Genomic DNA, 20,735 nt, shown 5'->3' with positions numbered 1-20,735 from the left:
TCTCTCTACATAGCGTCATTCGTGGGATAGGAGACTTTATCCACAGATATCGTTGTGCATAAGAATAAACATAAAAACAAAGCTTTTTAAATTTCTTCTCTCTGATTTCTGTTGTTTGCCACTCATCCACAGACTGGTCAAAATTTGCTCAGACGGTTTCTTTACAGGGGGTGAAGTCCCTATACTTGTCCGCTTACCTTCTCTATTCGCAAAAACAGGCACGAGGTGCGTGGTGGATTTCCCTTCCCGTTTTGACGTGATCGTCATCGGCGGCGGCCATGCCGGTACCGAGGCTGCGCTTGCGTCTGCACGCATGGGTGTGAAAACCCTGCTGCTGACCCATAACGTGGAAACCCTCGGTCACATGAGCTGCAACCCCGCCATCGGCGGTATTGGCAAAAGCCATCTGGTCAAAGAGATCGATGCGCTCGGCGGCGCCATGGCGCTGGCCACCGACAAGAGCGGCATCCAGTTCCGCGTTCTGAACAACCGCAAGGGCCCGGCCGTACGTGCCACCCGTGCACAAGCCGACCGCGCCATCTACAAGGCAGTGGTGCGTGAAATCCTGGAAAACCAGCCAAACCTGTGGATATTCCAGCAGTCCTGCGACGACCTGATCGTCGAGCAGGACCAGGTCAAAGGCGTGGTGACCCAGATGGGCCTGCGTTTCTTTGCCGAATCGGTGGTACTGACTACCGGTACCTTCCTCGGCGGCCTTATCCACATTGGTCTGCAAAACCATTCCGGTGGTCGCGCCGGTGATCCACCTTCGATTGCCCTGGCCCACCGCATGCGTGAACTGCCGCTGCGCGTCGGCCGTCTGAAAACCGGTACCCCGCCACGCATTGACGGCCGCTCTGTGGATTTCTCGGTAATGACCGAACAGCCGGGCGATACGCCGATCCCGGTGATGTCGTTCATGGGCAATGCTGAAATGCACCCGCGTCAGGTGAGCTGCTGGATTACCCACACCAATGCGCGCACCCACGAGATCATTGCCTCGAACCTCGACCGTTCACCGATGTACTCGGGCGTGATCGAAGGTGTCGGCCCGCGTTACTGTCCGTCGATCGAAGACAAGATCCACCGCTTCGCCGACAAGGAAAGCCACCAGGTGTTCATTGAGCCGGAAGGCTTGAACACCCATGAGCTGTATCCCAACGGTATTTCCACTTCGCTGCCGTTCGACGTGCAACTGGAGCTGGTCCGTTCGATCCGCGGCATGGAAAACGCCCACATCGTGCGCCCCGGGTATGCCATCGAGTACGACTACTTCGATCCCCGTGACCTCAAGTACAGCCTCGAGACCAAAGTCATCGGCGGTCTGTTCTTCGCCGGGCAGATCAACGGCACCACCGGATACGAAGAAGCCGGTGCCCAAGGCCTGCTGGCCGGGACCAACGCTGCACTGCGTGCGCAAGGTCGCGACAGCTGGTGCCCGCGCCGCGATGAAGCCTACATCGGTGTGCTGGTCGACGACTTGATTACCCTGGGTACTCAGGAGCCGTACCGCATGTTCACTTCGCGCGCCGAGTACCGCCTGATCCTGCGCGAAGACAACGCCGACCTGCGCCTGACCGAAAAGGGCCGTGAACTGGGCCTGATCGATGACCAGCGCTGGGCCGCGTTCTGTGCCAAGCGCGACGGTATCGAGCGTGAGGAACAGCGCCTGAAATCGACCTGGGTGCGCCCGAACACTGAGCAAGGCCAAGCGATTGTGGATAAGTTTGGTACACCGCTTAGCCACGAATACAGCCTGCTCAACCTGCTGGCGCGGCCGGAAATCGATTACGCCGGCCTGATTGAGGCGACCGGTGGTGAAGCGATCGACCAGCAGGTCGCCGAGCAGGTCGAGATCCGCACCAAATACGCGGGTTACATCGACCGCCAGCAGGATGAAATCGCCCGACTGCGTGCCAGCGAAGACACCCGCCTGCCTGTGGATATCGACTACTCGACGATCTCCGGCCTGTCCAAGGAGATCCAGGGCAAGCTGGGCCAGACCCGTCCGGAAACCTTGGGGCAGGCTTCGCGCATCCCTGGCGTGACCCCGGCGGCGATTTCCCTGTTGTTGATACACTTGAAAAAACGCGGCGCTGGCCGCGAATTGGAGCAAAGCGCTTGAGTTCCCTGGTCACCCCGCAACACGCTGAAGAGTTGTCCACAGGTGCGCGCAAACTCGGAGTCGAGCTGAGCGCCGAGCATCACGAAAAGCTGCTCGGCTACCTGGCCCTGCTGATCAAATGGAACAAAGCGTACAACCTGACTGCCGTGCGCGACCCGGACGAGATGGTTTCACGCCATCTCCTGGATAGCCTCAGTGTCATGTCGTTTATCCACAGCGAACGTGACAGTTGGCTGGACGTCGGCAGCGGTGGAGGCATGCCGGGGATCCCGTTGGCAATTTTGCATCCGCACAAGCGGGTGACCGTGCTGGACGCCAATGGCAAGAAGACCCGTTTCCTGACACAGGTGAAAATGGAACTCAAGCTGGACAACCTCACGGTTATCCACAGCCGGGTCGAGGCCTTCCAGCCGCCACAACCGTTCGACGGAATCATCTCCCGCGCCTTCAGCAGCATGGAGAACTTCACCAATTGGACCCGCCACTTGGGCGACACCGGGACGCAATGGCTTGCAATGAAGGGGCTGCATCCTGCCGATGAACTGGTAGCATTGCCCGCAGACTTCACAGTGGAAAGCGAACAGGCCCTGACCGTTCCGGGTTGCCAGGGCCAGCGCCATCTGCTGATACTGCGCCGCAAGGCATGACTGGGAACACTCGCAACAATGGCTAAGGTATTCGCAATCGCGAACCAGAAAGGTGGTGTGGGCAAGACAACCACCTGTATCAATCTCGCCGCCTCGCTGGCTGCGACCAAGCGTCGTGTCCTGCTGATCGACCTCGATCCGCAGGGCAACGCCACCATGGGCAGCGGTGTGGACAAGCACGAGCTCGAGCACTCGGTCTACGACCTGCTGATCGGGGAGTGCGACTTGGCCCAGGCTATGCACTACTCCGAGCACGGAGGCTTCCAGTTGCTGCCGGCCAACCGTGACCTGACCGCCGCTGAGGTGGTGCTGCTGGAAATGCAGGTCAAGGAGAGCCGTCTGCGCAACGCGCTGGCGCCCATCCGCGATAACTACGACTACATCCTCATCGACTGCCCACCGTCGCTGTCGATGCTCACGCTCAATGCGCTGGTCGCTTCCGATGGCGTAATTATCCCCATGCAGTGTGAGTACTACGCGCTGGAAGGTCTCAGCGACCTTGTGGATAACATCAAGCGCATCGCCGCCCGGTTGAACCCGGAGTTGAAGATCGAGGGCCTGCTGCGGACCATGTACGATCCGCGTCTGAGCCTGAACAACGATGTTTCGGCGCAGTTGAAGGAGCACTTTGGCCCTCAGCTGTACGACACGGTCATTCCGCGCAACATTCGCTTGGCCGAGGCCCCCAGCTTCGGCATGCCAGCCCTTGCTTACGACAAGCAATCGCGGGGCGCGCTGGCTTACCTGGCCCTGGCAGGGGAACTGGTACGCCGTCAACGCCGTCCATCACGCACTGCACAAACAACTTAAGGAATCCGTATGGCCGTCAAGAAACGGGGTCTCGGACGTGGGTTGGATGCACTGCTCAGTGGTCCTTCCGTCAGCGCGCTCGAAGAGCAGGCTGTGAAGATCGACCAGAAAGAACTGCAACACCTGCCGGTCGAGCTGGTCCAGCGTGGCAAGTATCAGCCTCGCCGGGACATGGACCCGGAGGCGCTGGAAGAGCTTGCGCACTCGATTCGCAACCATGGTGTGATGCAACCGATCGTGGTGCGCCCGATTGGCGACAACCGATACGAGATCATCGCCGGTGAGCGCCGTTGGCGCGCTACCCAGCAGGCCGGCCTGGACACGATCCCGGCCATGGTCCGCGAAGTGCCCGACGAAGCCGCCATCGCCATGGCATTGATCGAGAACATCCAGCGCGAAGACCTCAACCCACTGGAAGAGGCCATGGCCCTGCAGCGCCTGCAACAGGAATTCGAGCTTACCCAGCAGCAGGTGGCTGACGCTGTGGGCAAGTCGCGGGTGACCGTGGCCAACCTGCTGCGCCTCATTACCTTGCCCGATGCGATCAAGACCATGCTCGCCCACGGTGACCTGGAGATGGGGCATGCCCGTGCATTGCTCGGCCTGGATGAAAATCGTCAGGAGGAGGGGGCGCGTCATGTTGTCGCACGTGGCCTCACCGTGCGCCAAACCGAAGCACTGGTCCGTCAGTGGCTCAGCGACAAGCCTGATCCGGTCGAACCGAGCAAACCTGATCCGGATATCGCTCGCCTTGAACAGCGGCTCGCAGAGCGCCTGGGCTCGGCCGTGCAGATCCGTCATGGCAACAAGGGCAAAGGCCAGTTGGTTATTCGCTACAACTCGCTTGACGAGTTGCAAGGCGTGCTCGCTCACATCCGCTGAAACAATTCCTGTTGTAGCGTGAAGTCGGAAATCACTACCGAAGAGTTGAATAGGGGTTAATCCACCCCTATACTCTGCGCGCATTTTGTCGGCACAAATTATGCCAAGTCATAGCTGACTTGTTGGTCGACTTCCGAGGAGCAGTTGTGATGGAAATACGCACGCCAAACCGCCTGCCTTTCCATCGCTGGGCGGTTTTTCCGGTACTGCTGGCTCAATTTGTCGTACTGCTGCTGGCAACCTTGGTGTTGTGGCAGTGGAAAGGGTCGGTCAGTGGATATTCAGGCCTTTGCGGAGGTTTGATTGCCTGGCTGCCCAATGTGTATTTCGCCTGGAAGGCTTTTCGCTTCAGCGGGGCTCGGGCGGCACAAGCTATCGTCAAGTCGTTTTACGCTGGCGAGGCAGGCAAGATGATTTTGACGGCAGTGCTTTTTGCACTGACCTTTGCAGGAGTGAAGCCACTGGCGCCGCTAGCAGTATTCGGCGTCTTCGTGTTGACCCTTTTGGTCAGCTGGTTCGCGCCCCTGCTGATGAATAAAAGACTTTCGAGACCTTAGGGCGTTTGAGGCAACCATGGCAGCAGAAACCGCTTCGGGCTATATCCAGCACCACTTGCAGAACCTGACCTACGGTCAACTACCAGACGGCAGCTGGGGCTTCGCCCATTCGGCTGCAGAAGCCAAGGCAATGGGCTTCTGGGCGTTCCACCTGGACACCCTGGGTTGGTCCGTCGCGCTGGGTCTGATCTTCCTGTTGATCTTCCGCATGGCGGCCAAGAAGGCGACTTCCGGCCAACCTGGCGGTCTGCAGAACTTCGTTGAAGTGATGGTCGACTTCGTCAACGGCAGCGTGAAGGACTCCTTCCACGGCCGTAGCCCGGTAATCGCGCCGCTGGCGCTGACCATTTTCGTCTGGGTATTCCTGATGAACGCCGTCGACCTGATACCGGTCGACTGGATTCCTCAGCTGGCCATCCTGATTTCCGGTGACCCGCACATTCCGTTCCGCGCCGTGTCGACCACCGACCCGAACGCGACCCTGGCCATGGCCTTCTGCGTCTTCGCCCTGATCATCTTCTACAGCATCAAGGTCAAGGGCCTGGGCGGCTTCATCGGTGAGCTGACCCTGCACCCGTTTGGCAGCAAGAATATCTTCGTGCAGATCCTGCTGATTCCGGTCAACTTCCTGCTGGAATTCGTCACCCTGATCGCCAAGCCGATCTCGCTGGCACTGCGTCTGTTCGGCAACATGTATGCTGGCGAGCTGGTGTTCATCCTGATCGCTGTAATGTTCGGCTCGGGCCTGCTGTGGCTCAGCGGCCTGGGTGTGGTGCTGCAATGGGCGTGGGCTGTGTTCCACATCCTGATCATCACCCTGCAAGCTTTCATCTTCATGATGCTGACCATCGTCTACCTGTCGATGGCTCACGAAGATAACCATTAAGACCGCCTGGCGTGTCTGATAGCCTTCCCTGCCTGTACGGGGGGAGGGCTTAAAAAGTCCGCAAGGGCATGCTGTACCAAACGATTTGTTTTACCGCTTCAAACTAAAAACCTAACCAATACGACGTAAAAGTCGGGAGGAAAGATGGAAACTGTAGTTGGTCTGACCGCTATCGCTGTTGCTCTGCTGATCGGCCTGGGTGCTCTGGGTACCGCCATTGGTTTCGGCCTGCTGGGTGGCAAATTCCTGGAAGGCGCTGCTCGTCAACCAGAAATGGTTCCAATGCTGCAGGTCAAAATGTTCATCGTTGCCGGTCTGCTCGACGCCGTAACCATGATCGGTGTTGGTATCGCTCTGTTCTTCACCTTCGCGAATCCGTTCGTTGGTCAGATCGCCGGCTAATCACTCGTCACCACGAGTTGATGGCTGTATGAATTAAGACCGAGCGAGGTGTTGGCGTGAACATTAATGCAACCCTGATTGGCCAATCCGTTGCTTTCCTGATTTTTGTACTCTTCTGCATGAAGTATGTATGGCCTCCGGTCATCACTGCCCTGCAAGAGCGCCAAAAGAAGATTGCCGACGGCTTGGACGCTGCCAACCGCGCAGCTCGCGACCTGGAGCTGGCCCAAGAGAAAGCGGGTCAGCAACTGCGTGAAGCTAAAGCACAGGCAGCCGAAATCATCGAGCAAAGCAAGAAACGCGCTGCTCAGCTTGTCGACGAAGCCCGTGAACAGGCTCGCGTCGAAGCTGACCGTGTGAAGGCTCAGGCTCTGGCCGAGATCGAACAGGAACTGAACAGCGCTAAAGACGCCCTGCGTGCCCAAGTGGGTGCTCTGGCCGTTGGTGGTGCTGAAAAGATCCTTGGCGCCACAATCGATCAAAACGCGCATGCGGAGCTGGTTAACAAACTGGCCGCTGAAATTTAAGCGAGGGCGATCATGGCAGAACTGACCACGTTGGCCCGACCTTACGCTAAGGCTGCCTTTGAGCATGCCCAGGCCCATCAGCAACTGGCCAATTGGTCAGCCATGCTCGGCCTGGCTGCTGCGGTGTCGCAAGACGACACCATGCAGCGCCTGCTCAAGGCCCCGCGACTGACGAGCGCAGAAAAGGCCGCCACGTTCATTGACGTGTGCGGTGACAAGTTCAATGCACAGGCACAGAATTTCATTCATGTTGCCGCGGAAAACGACCGTCTCCTGCTTCTGCCGGAGATTGCCGCTCTGTTCGACCTGTACAAGGCCGAGCAAGAGAAATCCGTGGACGTGGAAGTCACCAGTGCCTTCGCGTTGAACCAAGAACAGCAAGACAAACTCGCCAAGGTTCTCAGTGCACGGTTAGGCCAGGAAGTGCGCCTGCACGCGTCGGAGGATGCCAGCCTGATTGGCGGCGTCGTCATCCGCGCCGGTGACCTGGTAATCGATGGCTCTGTTCGCGGCAAAATCGCGAAACTGGCCGAAGCATTGAAATCTTGAGTTTGAAGGGGCAGCAGAGCAATGCAGCAACTCAATCCTTCCGAAATTAGTGAAATCATCAAGGGCCGCATCGATAACCTCGATGTGAGCTCCCAAGCCCGTAACGAAGGTACCGTCGTTTCGGTATCCGACGGTATCGTGCGGATCCACGGTCTGGCCGACGTCATGTACGGCGAAATGATCGAGTTCCCTGGCAGCGTCTACGGCATGGCCCTGAACCTGGAGCAAGACTCCGTAGGTGCAGTGATCCTGGGTGGCTATGACACCCTCGCCGAAGGCATGAGCGCCAAGTGCACCGGCCGCATCCTGGAAGTTCCGGTTGGTAAGGAACTGCTGGGCCGCGTCGTTGACGCACTGGGTAACCCGATCGACGGCAAAGGTCCTCTGGGCAACACCGAGACCGACGCAGTCGAGAAAGTGGCTCCAGGCGTGATCTGGCGTAAGTCGGTAGACCAGCCTGTACAGACTGGCTACAAGTCCGTCGACGCCATGATCCCTGTCGGCCGTGGCCAGCGCGAGCTGATCATTGGCGACCGTCAGATCGGCAAGACCGCCATGGCCATCGACGCCATCATCAACCAGAAAGACTCCGGTATTTTCTGTGTTTATGTTGCAGTCGGCCAGAAGCGTTCCACCGTTGCCAACATCGTTCGCAAGCTGGAAGAAACCGGCGCCCTGGCCAACACCATCGTGGTTGTTGCCAGTGCTTCGGAATCCGCCGCACTGCAATTCCTGGCGCCATACGCCGGTTGCACCATGGGCGAGTTCTTCCGCGACCGCGGTGAAGACGCACTGATCGTTTACGATGACCTGTCCAAGCAGGCTGTTGCCTACCGTCAGATCTCCCTGCTGCTGCGCCGTCCACCAGGACGCGAAGCATACCCAGGCGACGTGTTCTATCTCCACTCCCGTCTGCTGGAGCGTGCATCGCGCGTTTCGGAAGAGTACGTCGAGAAGTTCACCAACGGTGCTGTCACTGGCAAAACTGGTTCCCTGACCGCTCTGCCGATCATCGAAACCCAGGCTGGCGACGTTTCTGCGTTCGTTCCGACCAACGTGATTTCCATCACCGACGGTCAGATCTTCCTGGAATCGGCCATGTTCAACTCGGGCATCCGCCCTGCAGTTAACGCCGGTGTTTCGGTATCCCGCGTAGGTGGTGCCGCTCAGACCAAGATCATCAAGAAGCTGTCCGGTGGTATTCGTACCGCTCTGGCTCAGTACCGTGAACTGGCTGCATTCGCCCAGTTCGCGTCCGATCTGGACGAAGCGACCCGCAAGCAGCTGGAGCATGGTCAGCGCGTTACCGAGCTGATGAAGCAGAAGCAGTACGCGCCGATGTCCATCGCGGACATGGCTCTGTCGCTGTACGCCGCTGAGCGTGGCTTCCTGACCGACGTAGAGGTCTCCAAGATCGGCAGCTTCGAGCAAGCACTGATCGCCTTCTTCAACCGTGATCACGCTGAACTGATGGCGAAGATCAACGTGAAGGGTGACTTCAACGACGAAATCGACGCAGGCCTGAAAGCCGGTATCGAGAAGTTCAAGGCCACCCAGACCTGGTAAGCCGCAGCGGGGGCTCAGGCCCCCGCTTGCTAACCTGATAGGTGATACATGGCAGGCGCAAAAGAGATTCGCAGTAAGATTGCGAGCATCAAAAGCACGCAAAAAATTACCAGCGCCATGGAGAAAGTGGCGGTCAGCAAGATGCGCAAGGCACAAATGCGCATGGCTGCTAGCCGTCCTTACGCGGAACGTATCCGCCAGGTGATCGGTCATCTGGCCAACGCCAACCCGGAATACCGCCACCCGTTCATGATCGAGCGCCCTGTAAAGCGCGCCGGTTATATCGTGGTGAGCAGTGACCGTGGTCTGTGCGGTGGCTTGAACACCAACCTGTTCAAGGCCCTGGTCAAGGACATGAGCGCAAACCGCGAACAGGGCGTGGAAATCGACCTGTGCGTGATCGGCAGCAAGGGTGCGACTTTCTTCCGCATCTTTGGCGGCAACGTCGTAGCAGCGATCAGCCACTTGGGCGAAGAGCCATCGATCAACGATCTGATCGGCTCCGTCAAAGTGATGCTGGACGCCTACCTGGACGGCCGTATCGATCGCCTCTCGGTGGTTTCGAACAAGTTCATCAATACCATGACCCAGAAGCCGACGGTCGAGCAATTGGTACCGTTGGTGGCAACCCCGGATCAGGATCTCAAGCATCACTGGGACTACCTGTATGAACCCGACGCAAAAGAGCTGCTGGACGGCTTGATGGTGCGTTACGTGGAGTCGCAGGTATACCAGGCGGTGGTCGAGAACAACGCTGCTGAACAAGCGGCCCGGATGATCGCCATGAAGAACGCCACAGACAACGCCGGTGATTTGATCAAAGAGCTTCAGTTGATCTACAACAAGGCGCGTCAGGCTGCGATCACCCAGGAGATCTCGGAAATCGTCGGCGGCGCTGCCGCGGTTTAACGGTTCACATATTCAGAGGATCCAGCTATGAGTAGCGGACGTATCGTTCAAATCATCGGCGCCGTCATCGACGTGGAATTCCCACGTGACGTCGTGCCGAGTGTATACAACGCGCTTAAAGTACAAGGCGCGGAAACCACCCTGGAAGTTCAGCAGCAGCTGGGCGACGGCGTGGTTCGTACCATTGCGATGGGCTCGACCGAAGGCCTGAAGCGCGGTCTGGATGTCGTCGACACCGGCGCTGCCATTTCCGTTCCAGTTGGTAAGGCCACCCTGGGCCGTATCATGGACGTACTGGGCAACCCGATCGACGAAGCCGGCCCGATCGGCGAAGAAGAGCGTCGCGGTATCCACCAGCCAGCGCCTTCGTTCGCTGACCAGGCGGGCGGCAACGACCTGCTGGAAACCGGCATCAAGGTTATCGACCTGGTTTGCCCGTTCGCCAAGGGTGGTAAGGTTGGTCTGTTCGGTGGTGCCGGTGTCGGCAAGACCGTAAACATGATGGAACTGATCCGTAACATCGCCATGGAACACAGCGGTTACTCCGTGTTCGCTGGTGTGGGTGAGCGTACTCGTGAGGGTAACGACTTCTACCACGAGATGAAGGACTCCAACGTTCTCGACAAGGTAGCGCTGGTCTACGGTCAGATGAACGAGCCACCAGGAAACCGTCTGCGTGTAGCGCTGACCGGCCTGACCATGGCCGAGAAGTTCCGTGACGAAGGTAACGACGTTCTGCTGTTCGTCGACAACATCTATCGTTACACCCTGGCCGGTACCGAAGTATCCGCACTGCTGGGCCGTATGCCTTCGGCAGTAGGTTACCAGCCGACCCTGGCTGAAGAGATGGGCGTTCTGCAAGAGCGCATCACCTCCACCAAGGAAGGTTCGATCACCTCCGTACAGGCCGTATATGTACCTGCGGACGACTTGACCGACCCGTCGCCAGCGACCACCTTCGCCCACTTGGACGCCACCGTCGTTCTGTCCCGTGACATCGCCTCCCTGGGTATCTACCCAGCGGTCGACCCACTGGACTCGACTTCGCGCCAGCTGGACCCGAACGTGATCGGCAACGAGCACTACGAGACCGCTCGTGGCGTTCAGTATGTTCTGCAGCGCTACAAAGAGCTGAAGGACATCATTGCGATCCTGGGTATGGACGAACTGTCCGAAGCCGACAAGCAACTGGTAGCCCGCGCTCGTAAGATCCAGCGCTTCCTGTCGCAGCCGTTCTTCGTGGCAGAAGTCTTCACCGGTTCGCCAGGCAAGTACGTTTCCCTGAAAGACACCATCGCTGGCTTCAGCGGCATCCTCAAAGGTGACTACGACCACCTGCCAGAACAAGCGTTCTACATGGTCGGCAGCATCGACGAAGCGATCGAGAAAGCCAAGAAACTGTAATTCCTGCGCCCCGCAAGGGGCGCTATCAGGTTGAGGCAAGCAGATGGCTATGACAGTCCATTGCGATATCGTCAGCGCGGAAGGAGAGATCTTCTCCGGCCTGGTCGAGATGGTGGTTGCGCACGGTAACCTGGGTGATCTTGGTATCGCTCCAGGCCATGCGCCACTGATCACCAATCTCAAGCCTGGTCCGATCACGCTGACCAAGCAGGGTGGCGCACAAGAGGTGTTCTACATCTCTGGTGGTTTCCTCGAGGTTCAGCCGAACATGGTCAAGGTGCTTGCCGATACCGTGCAACGTGCTGCAGACCTGGATGAAGCTCAGGCTCAGGAGGCCCTCAAGGCTGCCGAGAACGCCCTGAATCTGAAAGGCGCGGACTTCGACTACGGCGCCGCCGCCGCACGTCTGGCCGAGGCCGCAGCTCAGCTGCGTACCGTCCAGCAAATGCGCAGAGGCAAGTAATCGGCTACGGCTGATAACTTCTGTTGCGATTGAGTAAAAGGGTAGCCTCGGCTACCCTTTTTCTTTTTCTGTTTTCTCCCCCCACGGTCTTTCACTGACCGCCCAGGATTGGTAGCCAGTAATGTCACTCGATATCGTTATTCTCGCCGCCGGCCAAGGCACCCGCATGCGCTCGGCGCTGCCAAAAGTGTTGCACCCGGTAGCTGGCAATTCCATGCTCGGCCATGTTATCCACAGCGCGCGCCAACTTCAGCCGCAAGGTATTCATGTGGTCATTGGCCATGGTGCCGAACTGGTTCGCGAGCGCCTGGCCGCTGACGACCTGAATTTCGTCATGCAGGATAAACAGCTGGGTACCGGTCACGCTGTTGCCCAGGCACTGCCGGCGCTGACCGCTGATACTGTGCTGGTGTTATACGGCGACGTGCCGTTGATCGAAGTGGAGACCCTGCAGCGTCTGTTGGCAAAGGCCAACGATCAGCAACTGGGACTGCTTACAGTCACCCTCGACGATCCGACCGGCTATGGCCGAATCGTGCGTGACGAGCAGGGCAAGGTAACTGCCATCGTTGAGCACAAGGACGCCAACGACGCGCAAAAAGCGATCAAGGAAGGCAACACTGGAATTCTGGCCCTGCCAGCCGCGCGTCTTGCCGACTGGATGGGCCGGCTGTCGAACAACAACGCCCAGGGCGAGTATTACCTGACTGACGTAATCGCCATGGCAGTGGCCGATGGCTTGGTGGTGGCAACTGAACAGCCACACGATGCTATGGAAGTGCAGGGCGCCAACGACCGCCGCCAGCTGTCCGAGCTTGAGCGTCACTACCAGTTGCGTGAAGGCCGCCGTCTGATGGCTCAGGGAGTTACCCTGCGCGACCCGGCACGCTTCGATGTTCGTGGTGAAGTGAGCGTAGGTCGTGACGTGCTGATCGACATCAACGTGATTCTCGAAGGCAAGGTGGTCATCGAAGACGATGTGCAGATCGGCCCTAACTGCGTGATCAAGAACACGACCCTGCGCAAAGGCGCGGTGGTCAAGGCCAACAGCCACCTTGAAGGCGCGGTGATGGGAGAAGGCAGCGATGCTGGCCCGTTCGCCCGCCTGCGCCCGGGCAGTGTACTGGACGCCAAGGCCCATGTGGGTAACTTCGTCGAACTGAAAAACGCCCACCTGGGTGAAGGGGCCAAGGCTGGACACCTGGCTTACCTGGGTGATGCCGAAATCGGTGCGCGGACCAATATCGGCGCCGGCACCATCACCTGCAACTACGATGGTGCCAACAAGTTCAAGACCGTGATGGGTGAAGATGTGTTCATCGGTTCGAACAACTCGCTGGTGGCGCCTGTGGAAATCAAGGCCGGCGCGACCACCGCAGCCGGTTCGACTATCACCCAGGCCGTAGAAGCGGGTGACCTGGCTGTAGCCCGTGCGCGCCAGCGCAACATATCGGGCTGGAAGCGCCCGGAGAAGATCAAGAAGAGCTGAGTTATTCACAGCCATTTCGATCGAAAGCCGACTTATGTGAATAAGTCGGCTTTTTTATTGGCCCTGTCCCGCGTCTACAGGACCGCGCCAAAGCAGAGGAAACAATCCACAGGTCAGCGACAGCTTGACGAATCGCTCGTCTTAGGTTTTGATTGCAACCACTAACTTTCGAATCGAAACTTAAACGCACATGTCGAAACGAAACACACCACAACGGCGACACAATATTCTGGCTTTGCTCAGCGAGCAGGGTGAGGTAAGTGTGGACGCGTTGGCCAAGCGTTTCGCCACCTCGGAAGTGACCATTCGCAAAGACCTCGCCGCCTTGGAAACCAACGGCTTGTTGTTACGCCGCTACGGTGGTGCGGTGCCGGTGCCGCAAGAGTTGCTCGGTGAACCGGCACAACCCGTCTCTTCCTATAAAAAGGCCATTGCGCGTGCCGCCGTCGGACGTATCCGCGAACATGCGCGCATTATCATCGACAGCGGCAGCACCACGGCGGCAATGATCCCCGAACTGGGGCGCCAGCCAGGCCTGGTGGTGATGACCAATTCACTCAATGTGGCCCGTGCAATCTGCGACCTCGAACACGAGCCGGTGCTGCTGATGACCGGTGGCACCTGGGACCCGCATTCCGAATCGTTCCAGGGCCAGGTCGCGGAGCAGGTACTGCGCTCCTACGATTTCGACCAATTATTCATCGGTGCCGACGGCATCGACCTCGGCCGGGGTACCACTACCTTCAACGAACTTCTTGGGCTGAGCCGGGTCATGGCGGAAGTTGCCCGTGAAGTGATCGTGATGGTCGAGTCGGACAAGGTGGGGCGCAAGATCCCTAACCTCGAGCTGCCCTGGGGCAGCGTGCACACCCTTATTACAGATGAACGCCTGCCAGCAGCAGCGCGCGAACAAATTCAAGCCCGCGGCATCAACCTGATCTGCGCCGCGATCAGCCAGGAGCAATAAAACATGTGTGGAATCGTTGGTGCTGTCGCCGAGCGTAATATCACAGCCATCCTGATCGAAGGCCTCAAGCGTCTTGAATACCGCGGTTACGACAGCGCCGGTTTGGCTGTACTCACCCAGAACGGTGAACTGCAGCGCCGCCGCCGCATCGGCAAGGTCAGCGAGCTGGAGGTTGCTGTTGCTGATGACCCATTGGCAGGCCAGCTGGGTATTGCCCACACTCGCTGGGCTACCCACGGCGCGCCAACTGAAGGCAACGCCCACCCGCACTTCTCGGGCAATGACGTGGCCGTGGTGCACAACGGCATCATCGAGAACCACGAGGAACTGCGCGAAGAGCTGAAGGGGCTGGGCTATGTCTTCACTTCGCAGACCGATACCGAAGTCATCGTCCACCTGATCCACCACACCCTGAAGAGCATTCCAGACCTGACCGACGCCCTGAAGGCAGCGGTGAAGCGCCTGCATGGTGCTTACGGCCTGGCGCTGATCAGTGCCAAGCAGCCGGACCGCCTGGTCGCCGCACGCAGTGGCAGCCCGCTGGTAATCGGCCTGGGCCTTGGCGAGAACTTCCTGGCGTCCGATCAACTGGCGCTGCGCCAGGTTACTGACCGCTTCATGTACCTGGAAGAAGGCGATATCGCTGAAATTCGCCGTGATCAGGTCTCCATCTGGGACCAGCAGGGCAACAAGGTCCAGCGCGAAACCGTGCAGTATCATGAAGGTGCCGAGGCTGCCGACAAGGGCGCTTACCGTCACTTCATGCTCAAGGAAATTCACGAGCAGCCAAGCGTTGTTCAGCGCACGCTTGAAGGCCGCCTGGGCAAGGACAACGTGCTGGTGCAGGCCTTTGGCCCGCAAGCTGCCGACTTGTTCGCCAAGGTGCGCAACGTGCAGATCGTTGCCTGTGGCACCAGCTACCACGCCGGTATGGTTGCGCGTTACTGGCTGGAAAGCCTGGCCGGCATCCCTTGCCAGGTGGAAGTGGCTAGCGAGTTCCGTTACCGCAAGGTGGTGGTGCAGCCGGACACGCTGTTCGTCTCCATCTCGCAGTCCGGCGAAACCGCCGATACCTTGGCCGCACTGCGCAACGCCAAGGAGTTGGGTTTCCTTGGCAGCCTGGCGATCTGCAACGTGGGTATCAGCTCGTTGGTACGCGAGTCGGACTTGACCCTGCTGACCTTGGCCGGCCCTGAAATCGGCGTGGCTTCGACCAAAGCGTTCACCACCCAGCTGGTTTCGCTGATGCTGCTGACCCTGGCCCTGGGTCAGGTGCGCGGTACGCTGGAAGCCGGTGTCGAAGCTGAGCTGGTTGAAGAGCTGCGTCGACTGCCAACCCGCCTGGGCGAAGCCCTGGCCATGGATGCCACTGTCGAGAAAATTGCCGAGCTGTTCGCCGACAAGCACCATACCCTGTTCCTCGGCCGTGGCGCGCAGTACCCGGTGGCGATGGAAGGTGCTCTCAAGCTTAAAGAGATCTCTTACATCCACGCCGAAGCTTACCCAGCAGGCGAGCTGAAGCACGGCCCGCTGGCTCTGGTGGACAACGACATGCCGGTGGTTACCGTTGCACCGAACAACGAACTGCTGGAGAAGCTGAAGTCCAACCTGCAGGAAGTGCGTGCCCGTGGTGGCGAGCTGGTAGTGTTCGCCGACGAGCACGCTGGCATGACCAATGGCGAAGGCACCCACGTGATCAAGGTGCCGCACATTGCCGATGCCCTGGCGCCAATCCTGTACACCATTCCGCTGCAATTGCTGTCTTATTACGTGGCCGTGCTTAAGGGGACCGACGTTGATCAGCCTCGTAATCTGGCCAAGTCGGTGACTGTCGAGTAAGGGGTCTGCTCGTGATAAAGCTGTTGAAAGTCAGGAATTAAGTCGGTAACGCAGGAATAAAATCGGTAACGGACGGCAGCCGGTAGCGGCTCCCGTCCTTATCAATTTCACCCCTTCAGTACTATTGAACACCTCACTACGGCGTATCAGATGCTTTTACAAATCCAGCCTGATGAGTCGCTCGTTCGTATGTGCGTCGGACGCTCTTCCTGAACAGGTACGACGCTAATTTCGGGGCTTTCAAGTCTCTAGCTGGTCGGCCAGGATTCACGAACAGTGAGATCAATCTGATTGCCGAGTCGCTCGGATGGCCAGGTTGTTACGGATTCAACCGTCTACTGCACCATCACACTCCGATGGCAGCTCATTTCGTCATCAAGTACCCCCAAGAAGCCGCGTACTCAGGTAAGGCTTATGGTGAACGCGTCTCGCACTTTGAGGTCTGGGACGCTTCGTTCTGTCCAGACTGCGTGCGAGAAGATCTTTTTAACCTGGGGTTCTCTTACTGGCGACGCTTGCTCAACCCTTCAATCACTGCGTGTCATAGGCACAACACCGTCCTGCTCGACCGTTGCCCCTTCTGCGGTAAGTCCTTCAACTGCCGGGGGCACACAATGGATGTGATGTGGAGTGGGTGCGGAGGAAGGCATCTTGGGGAAGCCATTTCGGTGCCTAACCTTGATCATCATGAGTTTAAGCGAGCCAAGGCTTTCTACGGCGTGTGCTCGTCGCCCAACTACATCCCTTCCGAAGGGACGATTCGTGCCCTTTATGCCAGAACCGAATTCCTTCTCTCATTCTCAGATGGGGCCCGAGCAACTGAGCTTCAGACGTTGAGTCAGCGTTTAGGCGCACGCTTGAGACATATAAGCAAACAAGCTGAGACAAAGGAGGCGTATCCATTCGAGCAACTCAGATACCTCCTGATGCTGCGGTATCGGAGGCGATGAGCTGATTTGACGCCGAGCATGTGTTTTTGCCAGTGAGTTGCGTTGTGATTTGCTGGGGTTGCGAGGCCTAAGTAGTCTCTCAGAGTTGTGCTGCTGTAATCAGTGCGGAAGAGGCAACGGGCTGCAGTACCGGTACTACAAGCTCCGTGAAGTGCCATTGCAAGCAAAGCGTTGCCGCTTGACACAGACTTCAGCCGTCTTCGCCGATCAGCACGCGGATCTGGTCGACCACCCTCATCAAGGCGACCTTGTCTTCTTTGGGGATGGCTTTGGACAGCTGCTCATCCGCCGCCACCATGGCCGTGTGCACTTGGCTGCGCAGTTGCTCGCCTTCGGCGGTCAAGTAGACCAGGGTCTGGCGGCGATTCTGCGGTGCCACTTCGCGGCGCACCAGGCCGCTGGCCTCCATGCGCTTGAGCAGGCCGGACACGGCCGACATCTCGATTTCGAGCTGATGCGCGATCTCGCCGACCAAGATGCCCTCATCGATCTTGCACAGCTCCAGCAGGTAGCTTTGCTGGGCGGAGATGCCCTCGGGCAGGTACTTGCGATAGAACTCGGAGATGCCTCTCCAGCCACGGTAGAAGTTGAAACAAAATAGACTGCGTAATACAGGTTCAGCGTTGCTTGCCACTGTTCAAGACCTCTGGATGCGATAGGCGACCAAGCAAGACGCGCAATAGGTTTCAGGCCGCGCGGACCATCCTGGTGGAGCGGCTGTCACGTGCAGGGCATATGTACTGTCGCAGGGGATAAGGATGGCTCAAAACGCATAGGATAGCCCAATGGAGAGATACCTGGCGCGGTGCATTCCGCCACTGTTGAGCAGCATGCTGAGCTGCTCGTCGATGCGCCGGCTGCCTTGGATCTTCAGGCCCAGGCGCCCACTGGGGCGATCGCGAACGGCCGAGACCAGCAGGTTGCTGTCTTCGCTGTCGTTGGCCAGCCAGCGCACGCCGAGCATTTCCCCGCAGGCCGCGACGAGGCTGTCGCAGCGGCTGTCGACCAGGTGCTCGATCAGCAGGGAAAGGTCGCTGGCGCCGCCAAGGGCCGATGGCCAGGTGTACTCTAAACCGGCTACCGCGGCCTGGTCGCTGCCACGCTCGCTGTCCTGCAACAGGGCCTCAAGCTTGAGCAGCCAGGGGCCCAGGGTGACCTGGCCATCGAAGGCGGCACGCTGCACGCGCGCATAGGGATCGCCCCGGGGCTCGGCCTGACGTCCGCCGTACGGCTCGCGGGCCGGGCCCTGGAACAGGCTCAGGCCCAGGTCGGCCGGCCCGGCCACCTGGCTTGCGCGCAGGGCGAAGCCGGGCGCGCCGTCGCAGCGCAGCGCCGACACCAGGCTGTCGTCGTAGGCCGCGTCATCCCCGGGCGTAGCCATCAGCGTGGTCTGCCGCTCGCGGTGGCAGGGCAGGGCGAACAGCGTGACGGTGCGTCCGGGCTGGCGATAGCCGAGCGCGATCATGGGCTGCGACAGGCGCACATCGCCATCCGGGTCGAAGCGCTGGTCGAGCTGGTTGACCACATCCACTAGGTGGCGCGATTCGGTGACGCCCCAGAACACGCGACTGGCGCCAGCGCGCAGCTGCCAGGGGCCATTGTCGTAGGTGATGGAAAGCTCGCGCAGGTCGGCGGCGTCGTAGCGTGGCAGGCCTGCCATCTGCAACTCGACCTCCATATCCAGCATGAGCCCGCGAGCCAGCGCCTCCTGGCGATCCCACTTGTACTGCAGGCCAACGAAGCTGCGACGCGCGGCCTCGTAGCCATTGCCCTGCACGGTCAGTTCGGCGTGTCCCGGCGCGCCCTGGGCGAGCGCGCAGCACAGCCAGCCCAGCAGCCCGCAGGCGCTAGACCGCAACGGCCGTTGCACGTCGGGCTTCGCGTCTGGTCAATGTCACCTTCAGGCCATCACGGGTACGCAGCACGAAGGCCGGCTCGATCTGAGGGACGTGGTCGGCGGCCGGGGCGAGCTCGAAATGCCCCAAGGCATGGCGCACGATCGCCTTGAGCTGCAGGTGGGCCAGGCCGATGCCGATGCACTTCATGCGTCCGCCGCCAAAGGGGAAGTAGGCGTACTTCGGGCGCTCGGGAGCGTGCGCGGCGAAGTGCTCGGGGTTGAACCGCAATGGCGTGGCCCAGTAGCGCGGGTCGCGGTGGGTGACCCAGGGGCTGGTGATGATGTTGGTGCCTGCCGGAATGCGCTGGCCGCCGAGCACGCAGCTGGCCTTGGCCTTGCGGTCCACCAGCCAGAGTGGTGGCGACAGCCGCATGGATTCGTTGAAGCACTGCTCCAGCAGTGGCGCGTCCTTCAGATCCAGGCGCGGTTCCTGGCCAGGCCTGGCCAGTTCGTCGGCGACCCTGCTCTGCCACTGCGGGTGGTTGGCCAGGTCGTTGAGCGTCCACATCATGGCGCTGGCGACGGTGTCGAAACCGGCCAGGAACACACCCATGATTTCGCGCAGGATGCGCGCGTCCTGCAGGGCATGGCCACGCTCGTCGCGGTAGCCGATCAGGTCGCCGAGAAAGCCACCGTCCTGGCCGCCTTGACGTTTGCGCTGTTCGTCGATGATTTCCAGCAGCACATCGGCGATCAGGCCCGCGGCACGGTGCAGGCGTCGGTTGTTGGGGGTCGGCAGCCAGTCGGGCACCGGCACGGCGGCCGACAGGCGGATGTTCATGTAGTACAGGCTCTGCGTCCAGCCATCGGCGATGCGCGCGATCGCCTGCGCGTCAATGCGCCGGCCGAACAGGAAGTGGGTCAACACGTCCATGGCGTACGCGACCATCTGTGCTTGCAGGTCCAGGGGCGTGCCGGCCTGCAGGTGGTGCTGCCAGCCGGCGACGCGTTCGGCGGCGAGGTCATCGACTACCTGGGCCAGGGCGCGCAGGCGTGGTAGGGCGAACGAGGGCATGACGGCCTTGCGCTGCTCCTTCCATTGATCACCGTCGGCAATGATCATGCTACCGCCAGCCAGCGGCTCGAAGGCCTTGGCGATATCGCTGCGGCCGAAGTTGTCGCTGTGGAAGATCGTGGCCAGGTCAAGGGGGTCGAAGGCCAGGCAGAAGGCCATGCCGAAACCGACCGGCAGGCGTACCAGCGGCCCATGGCGCTGGTGGCACTCGTCGAGCAGCGCCAGCGGGCGCTCACGGAACTGCTGGGCACAGCCAAAGAGAACATGCCCGCGAGGGCCTGGGGCGAAAGCCATCATGTCATCGTCCTTGATTGCGGCTTCAGGCGGCCTTGATCGGCGCCATGGCGAAGGCACCGCCGAACACGGCGCTGGAGGTTGCGGTGCGCTGACGGTAGTCGCCGTCCTGCATCAGCTGGCCAACGGTTTCCGGGCTTGGGAAGTCAATGATCTCGAAGCCATCGAAGGGCCAATGCTCGCCGCGCTCGGTCACGGCGCTGAGCACCACCGCCCCACCGTGGCGGGCCAGCGCTGGTTCGCGGTCGTCGACATAGCGGGCCAAGGCCGATTCGTGCTGGGCGGCGTCGCGCTCGTGGAACTGGAACACCACCAGCATTTTTTGACCCGTGGGGCTGTTCCAGCGCGCCAGGTCTTTCTTCACCTGCATCACGGCCAGGCCCGCGCCGGCGGGGGCGAGCTGCAGACGGCGCACGTCAAGCTCGCCGAACAGCGGTTGGGCGACCAGGCCGTCCAGCAGGCTGCTGGCAATGGCCTGGGTTTCGGCTGAGTGGCTGACGATCAATTTCATGTATCGCTCCTTGCGAGGGGAAAGTGAGGGCCGAAAGTTACAAGTC

The 20,735-nt window shown here is 59.8% G+C and carries 20 protein-coding genes; 16 read left to right on the top strand and 4 right to left on the bottom strand.

Features of this window, described 5'->3' with window-relative positions; translation table 11 throughout:
* The first annotated feature begins 232 nt into the window (after positions 1–232).
* From mnmG to glmS, 16 genes are all read left to right on the top strand, one after another.
* Positions 233–2,125 carry a tRNA uridine-5-carboxymethylaminomethyl(34) synthesis enzyme MnmG gene (mnmG, locus tag ACF8GF_RS14635; protein WP_176682959.1) on the top strand — a complete coding sequence of 631 codons (1,893 nt, stop codon included), beginning with the start codon at positions 233–235 and terminating at the stop codon, positions 2,123–2,125.
* On the top strand, positions 2,122–2,772 hold the full coding sequence (gene rsmG / locus ACF8GF_RS14630) for a 16S rRNA (guanine(527)-N(7))-methyltransferase RsmG (RefSeq protein ID WP_176682958.1): 651 nt from the start codon (positions 2,122–2,124) through the stop codon (positions 2,770–2,772). Before mnmG ends, rsmG begins: the two co-directional genes overlap by 4 nt.
* 18 nt (positions 2,773–2,790) lie before the next feature.
* Positions 2,791–3,582: a ParA family protein gene (locus tag ACF8GF_RS14625; RefSeq protein WP_003253182.1), complete on the top strand. Its 792-nt coding sequence runs from the start codon at positions 2,791–2,793 to the stop codon at positions 3,580–3,582.
* A 9-nt stretch (positions 3,583–3,591) separates the two neighbouring features.
* Complete coding sequence (locus tag ACF8GF_RS14620) at positions 3,592–4,464, top strand: ParB/RepB/Spo0J family partition protein (RefSeq protein ID WP_003253185.1); 873 nt, start codon at positions 3,592–3,594, stop codon at positions 4,462–4,464.
* Positions 4,465–4,613: 149 nt separating this feature from the next.
* Positions 4,614–5,021, top strand: a complete 408-nt coding sequence (locus tag ACF8GF_RS14615; protein WP_010955890.1) for a F0F1 ATP synthase subunit I — start codon at positions 4,614–4,616, stop codon at positions 5,019–5,021.
* A gap of 16 nt (positions 5,022–5,037) precedes the next feature.
* A complete protein-coding gene (atpB, locus tag ACF8GF_RS14610; protein ID WP_010955889.1) occupies positions 5,038–5,907 on the top strand; it encodes a F0F1 ATP synthase subunit A in 870 nt (289 codons plus the stop codon).
* A 144-nt stretch (positions 5,908–6,051) separates the two neighbouring features.
* Positions 6,052–6,309, top strand: coding sequence for a F0F1 ATP synthase subunit C (gene atpE / locus ACF8GF_RS14605; protein WP_003097235.1), 258 nt, complete (start codon positions 6,052–6,054; stop codon positions 6,307–6,309).
* A 56-nt stretch (positions 6,310–6,365) separates the two neighbouring features.
* Positions 6,366–6,836 (top strand): F0F1 ATP synthase subunit B, encoded by a 471-nt coding sequence (locus tag ACF8GF_RS14600; protein ID WP_010955888.1) that lies wholly within the window; start codon positions 6,366–6,368, stop codon positions 6,834–6,836.
* Positions 6,837–6,848: 12 nt separating this feature from the next.
* Positions 6,849–7,385 carry a F0F1 ATP synthase subunit delta gene (locus ACF8GF_RS14595; RefSeq protein ID WP_003253191.1) on the top strand — a complete coding sequence of 179 codons (537 nt, stop codon included), beginning with the start codon at positions 6,849–6,851 and terminating at the stop codon, positions 7,383–7,385.
* A 21-nt stretch (positions 7,386–7,406) separates the two neighbouring features.
* A complete protein-coding gene (atpA, locus tag ACF8GF_RS14590; protein WP_176682956.1) occupies positions 7,407–8,951 on the top strand; it encodes a F0F1 ATP synthase subunit alpha in 1,545 nt (514 codons plus the stop codon).
* Positions 8,952–8,999: 48 nt separating this feature from the next.
* Positions 9,000–9,860: a F0F1 ATP synthase subunit gamma gene (gene atpG / locus ACF8GF_RS14585; RefSeq protein WP_003253195.1), complete on the top strand. Its 861-nt coding sequence runs from the start codon at positions 9,000–9,002 to the stop codon at positions 9,858–9,860.
* A gap of 27 nt (positions 9,861–9,887) precedes the next feature.
* Positions 9,888–11,264: a F0F1 ATP synthase subunit beta gene (gene atpD / locus ACF8GF_RS14580; RefSeq protein ID WP_003253197.1), complete on the top strand. Its 1,377-nt coding sequence runs from the start codon at positions 9,888–9,890 to the stop codon at positions 11,262–11,264.
* Positions 11,265–11,307: 43 nt separating this feature from the next.
* Positions 11,308–11,727: a F0F1 ATP synthase subunit epsilon gene (locus tag ACF8GF_RS14575; protein WP_003260039.1), complete on the top strand. Its 420-nt coding sequence runs from the start codon at positions 11,308–11,310 to the stop codon at positions 11,725–11,727.
* A 121-nt stretch (positions 11,728–11,848) separates the two neighbouring features.
* Positions 11,849–13,216 (top strand): bifunctional UDP-N-acetylglucosamine diphosphorylase/glucosamine-1-phosphate N-acetyltransferase GlmU, encoded by a 1,368-nt coding sequence (glmU, locus tag ACF8GF_RS14570; protein WP_176682955.1) that lies wholly within the window; start codon positions 11,849–11,851, stop codon positions 13,214–13,216.
* Positions 13,217–13,406: 190 nt separating this feature from the next.
* A complete protein-coding gene (locus ACF8GF_RS14565; RefSeq protein WP_003253204.1) occupies positions 13,407–14,183 on the top strand; it encodes a DeoR/GlpR family DNA-binding transcription regulator in 777 nt (258 codons plus the stop codon).
* Positions 14,184–14,186: 3 nt separating this feature from the next.
* Positions 14,187–16,022, top strand: coding sequence for a glutamine--fructose-6-phosphate transaminase (isomerizing) (gene glmS / locus ACF8GF_RS14560; protein WP_010955884.1), 1,836 nt, complete (start codon positions 14,187–14,189; stop codon positions 16,020–16,022).
* Between the two features lie 1,140 nt (positions 16,023–17,162).
* On the opposite strand, the gene ACF8GF_RS14555 is transcribed toward glmS, so the two are convergent.
* From ACF8GF_RS14555 to ACF8GF_RS14540, 4 genes are all read right to left on the bottom strand, one after another.
* Positions 17,163–17,606, bottom strand: a complete 444-nt coding sequence (locus tag ACF8GF_RS14555) for a MarR family winged helix-turn-helix transcriptional regulator (protein ID WP_392487809.1) — start codon at positions 17,604–17,606, stop codon at positions 17,163–17,165.
* A 129-nt stretch (positions 17,607–17,735) separates the two neighbouring features.
* Positions 17,736–18,842 (bottom strand): hypothetical protein, encoded by a 1,107-nt coding sequence (locus ACF8GF_RS14550; protein ID WP_392487808.1) that lies wholly within the window; start codon positions 18,840–18,842, stop codon positions 17,736–17,738.
* Entirely contained in the window at positions 18,820–20,181 is a 1,362-nt protein-coding gene (locus tag ACF8GF_RS14545; protein ID WP_392487807.1) for a cytochrome P450, read from the bottom strand. The genes ACF8GF_RS14550 and ACF8GF_RS14545 overlap by 23 nt, the downstream gene beginning before the upstream one ends.
* A 22-nt stretch (positions 20,182–20,203) precedes the next feature.
* Positions 20,204–20,689, bottom strand: a complete 486-nt coding sequence (locus tag ACF8GF_RS14540) for a hypothetical protein (protein WP_392487806.1) — start codon at positions 20,687–20,689, stop codon at positions 20,204–20,206.
* Between the last annotated feature and the right edge of the window lie 46 nt (positions 20,690–20,735).

This window comes from Pseudomonas sp. yb_5 (assembly GCF_043103865.1).
Lineage (GTDB): Bacteria > Pseudomonadota > Gammaproteobacteria > Pseudomonadales > Pseudomonadaceae > Aquipseudomonas > Aquipseudomonas putida_Y.
This window is presented reverse-complemented; position numbering and strand designations above follow the sequence as displayed.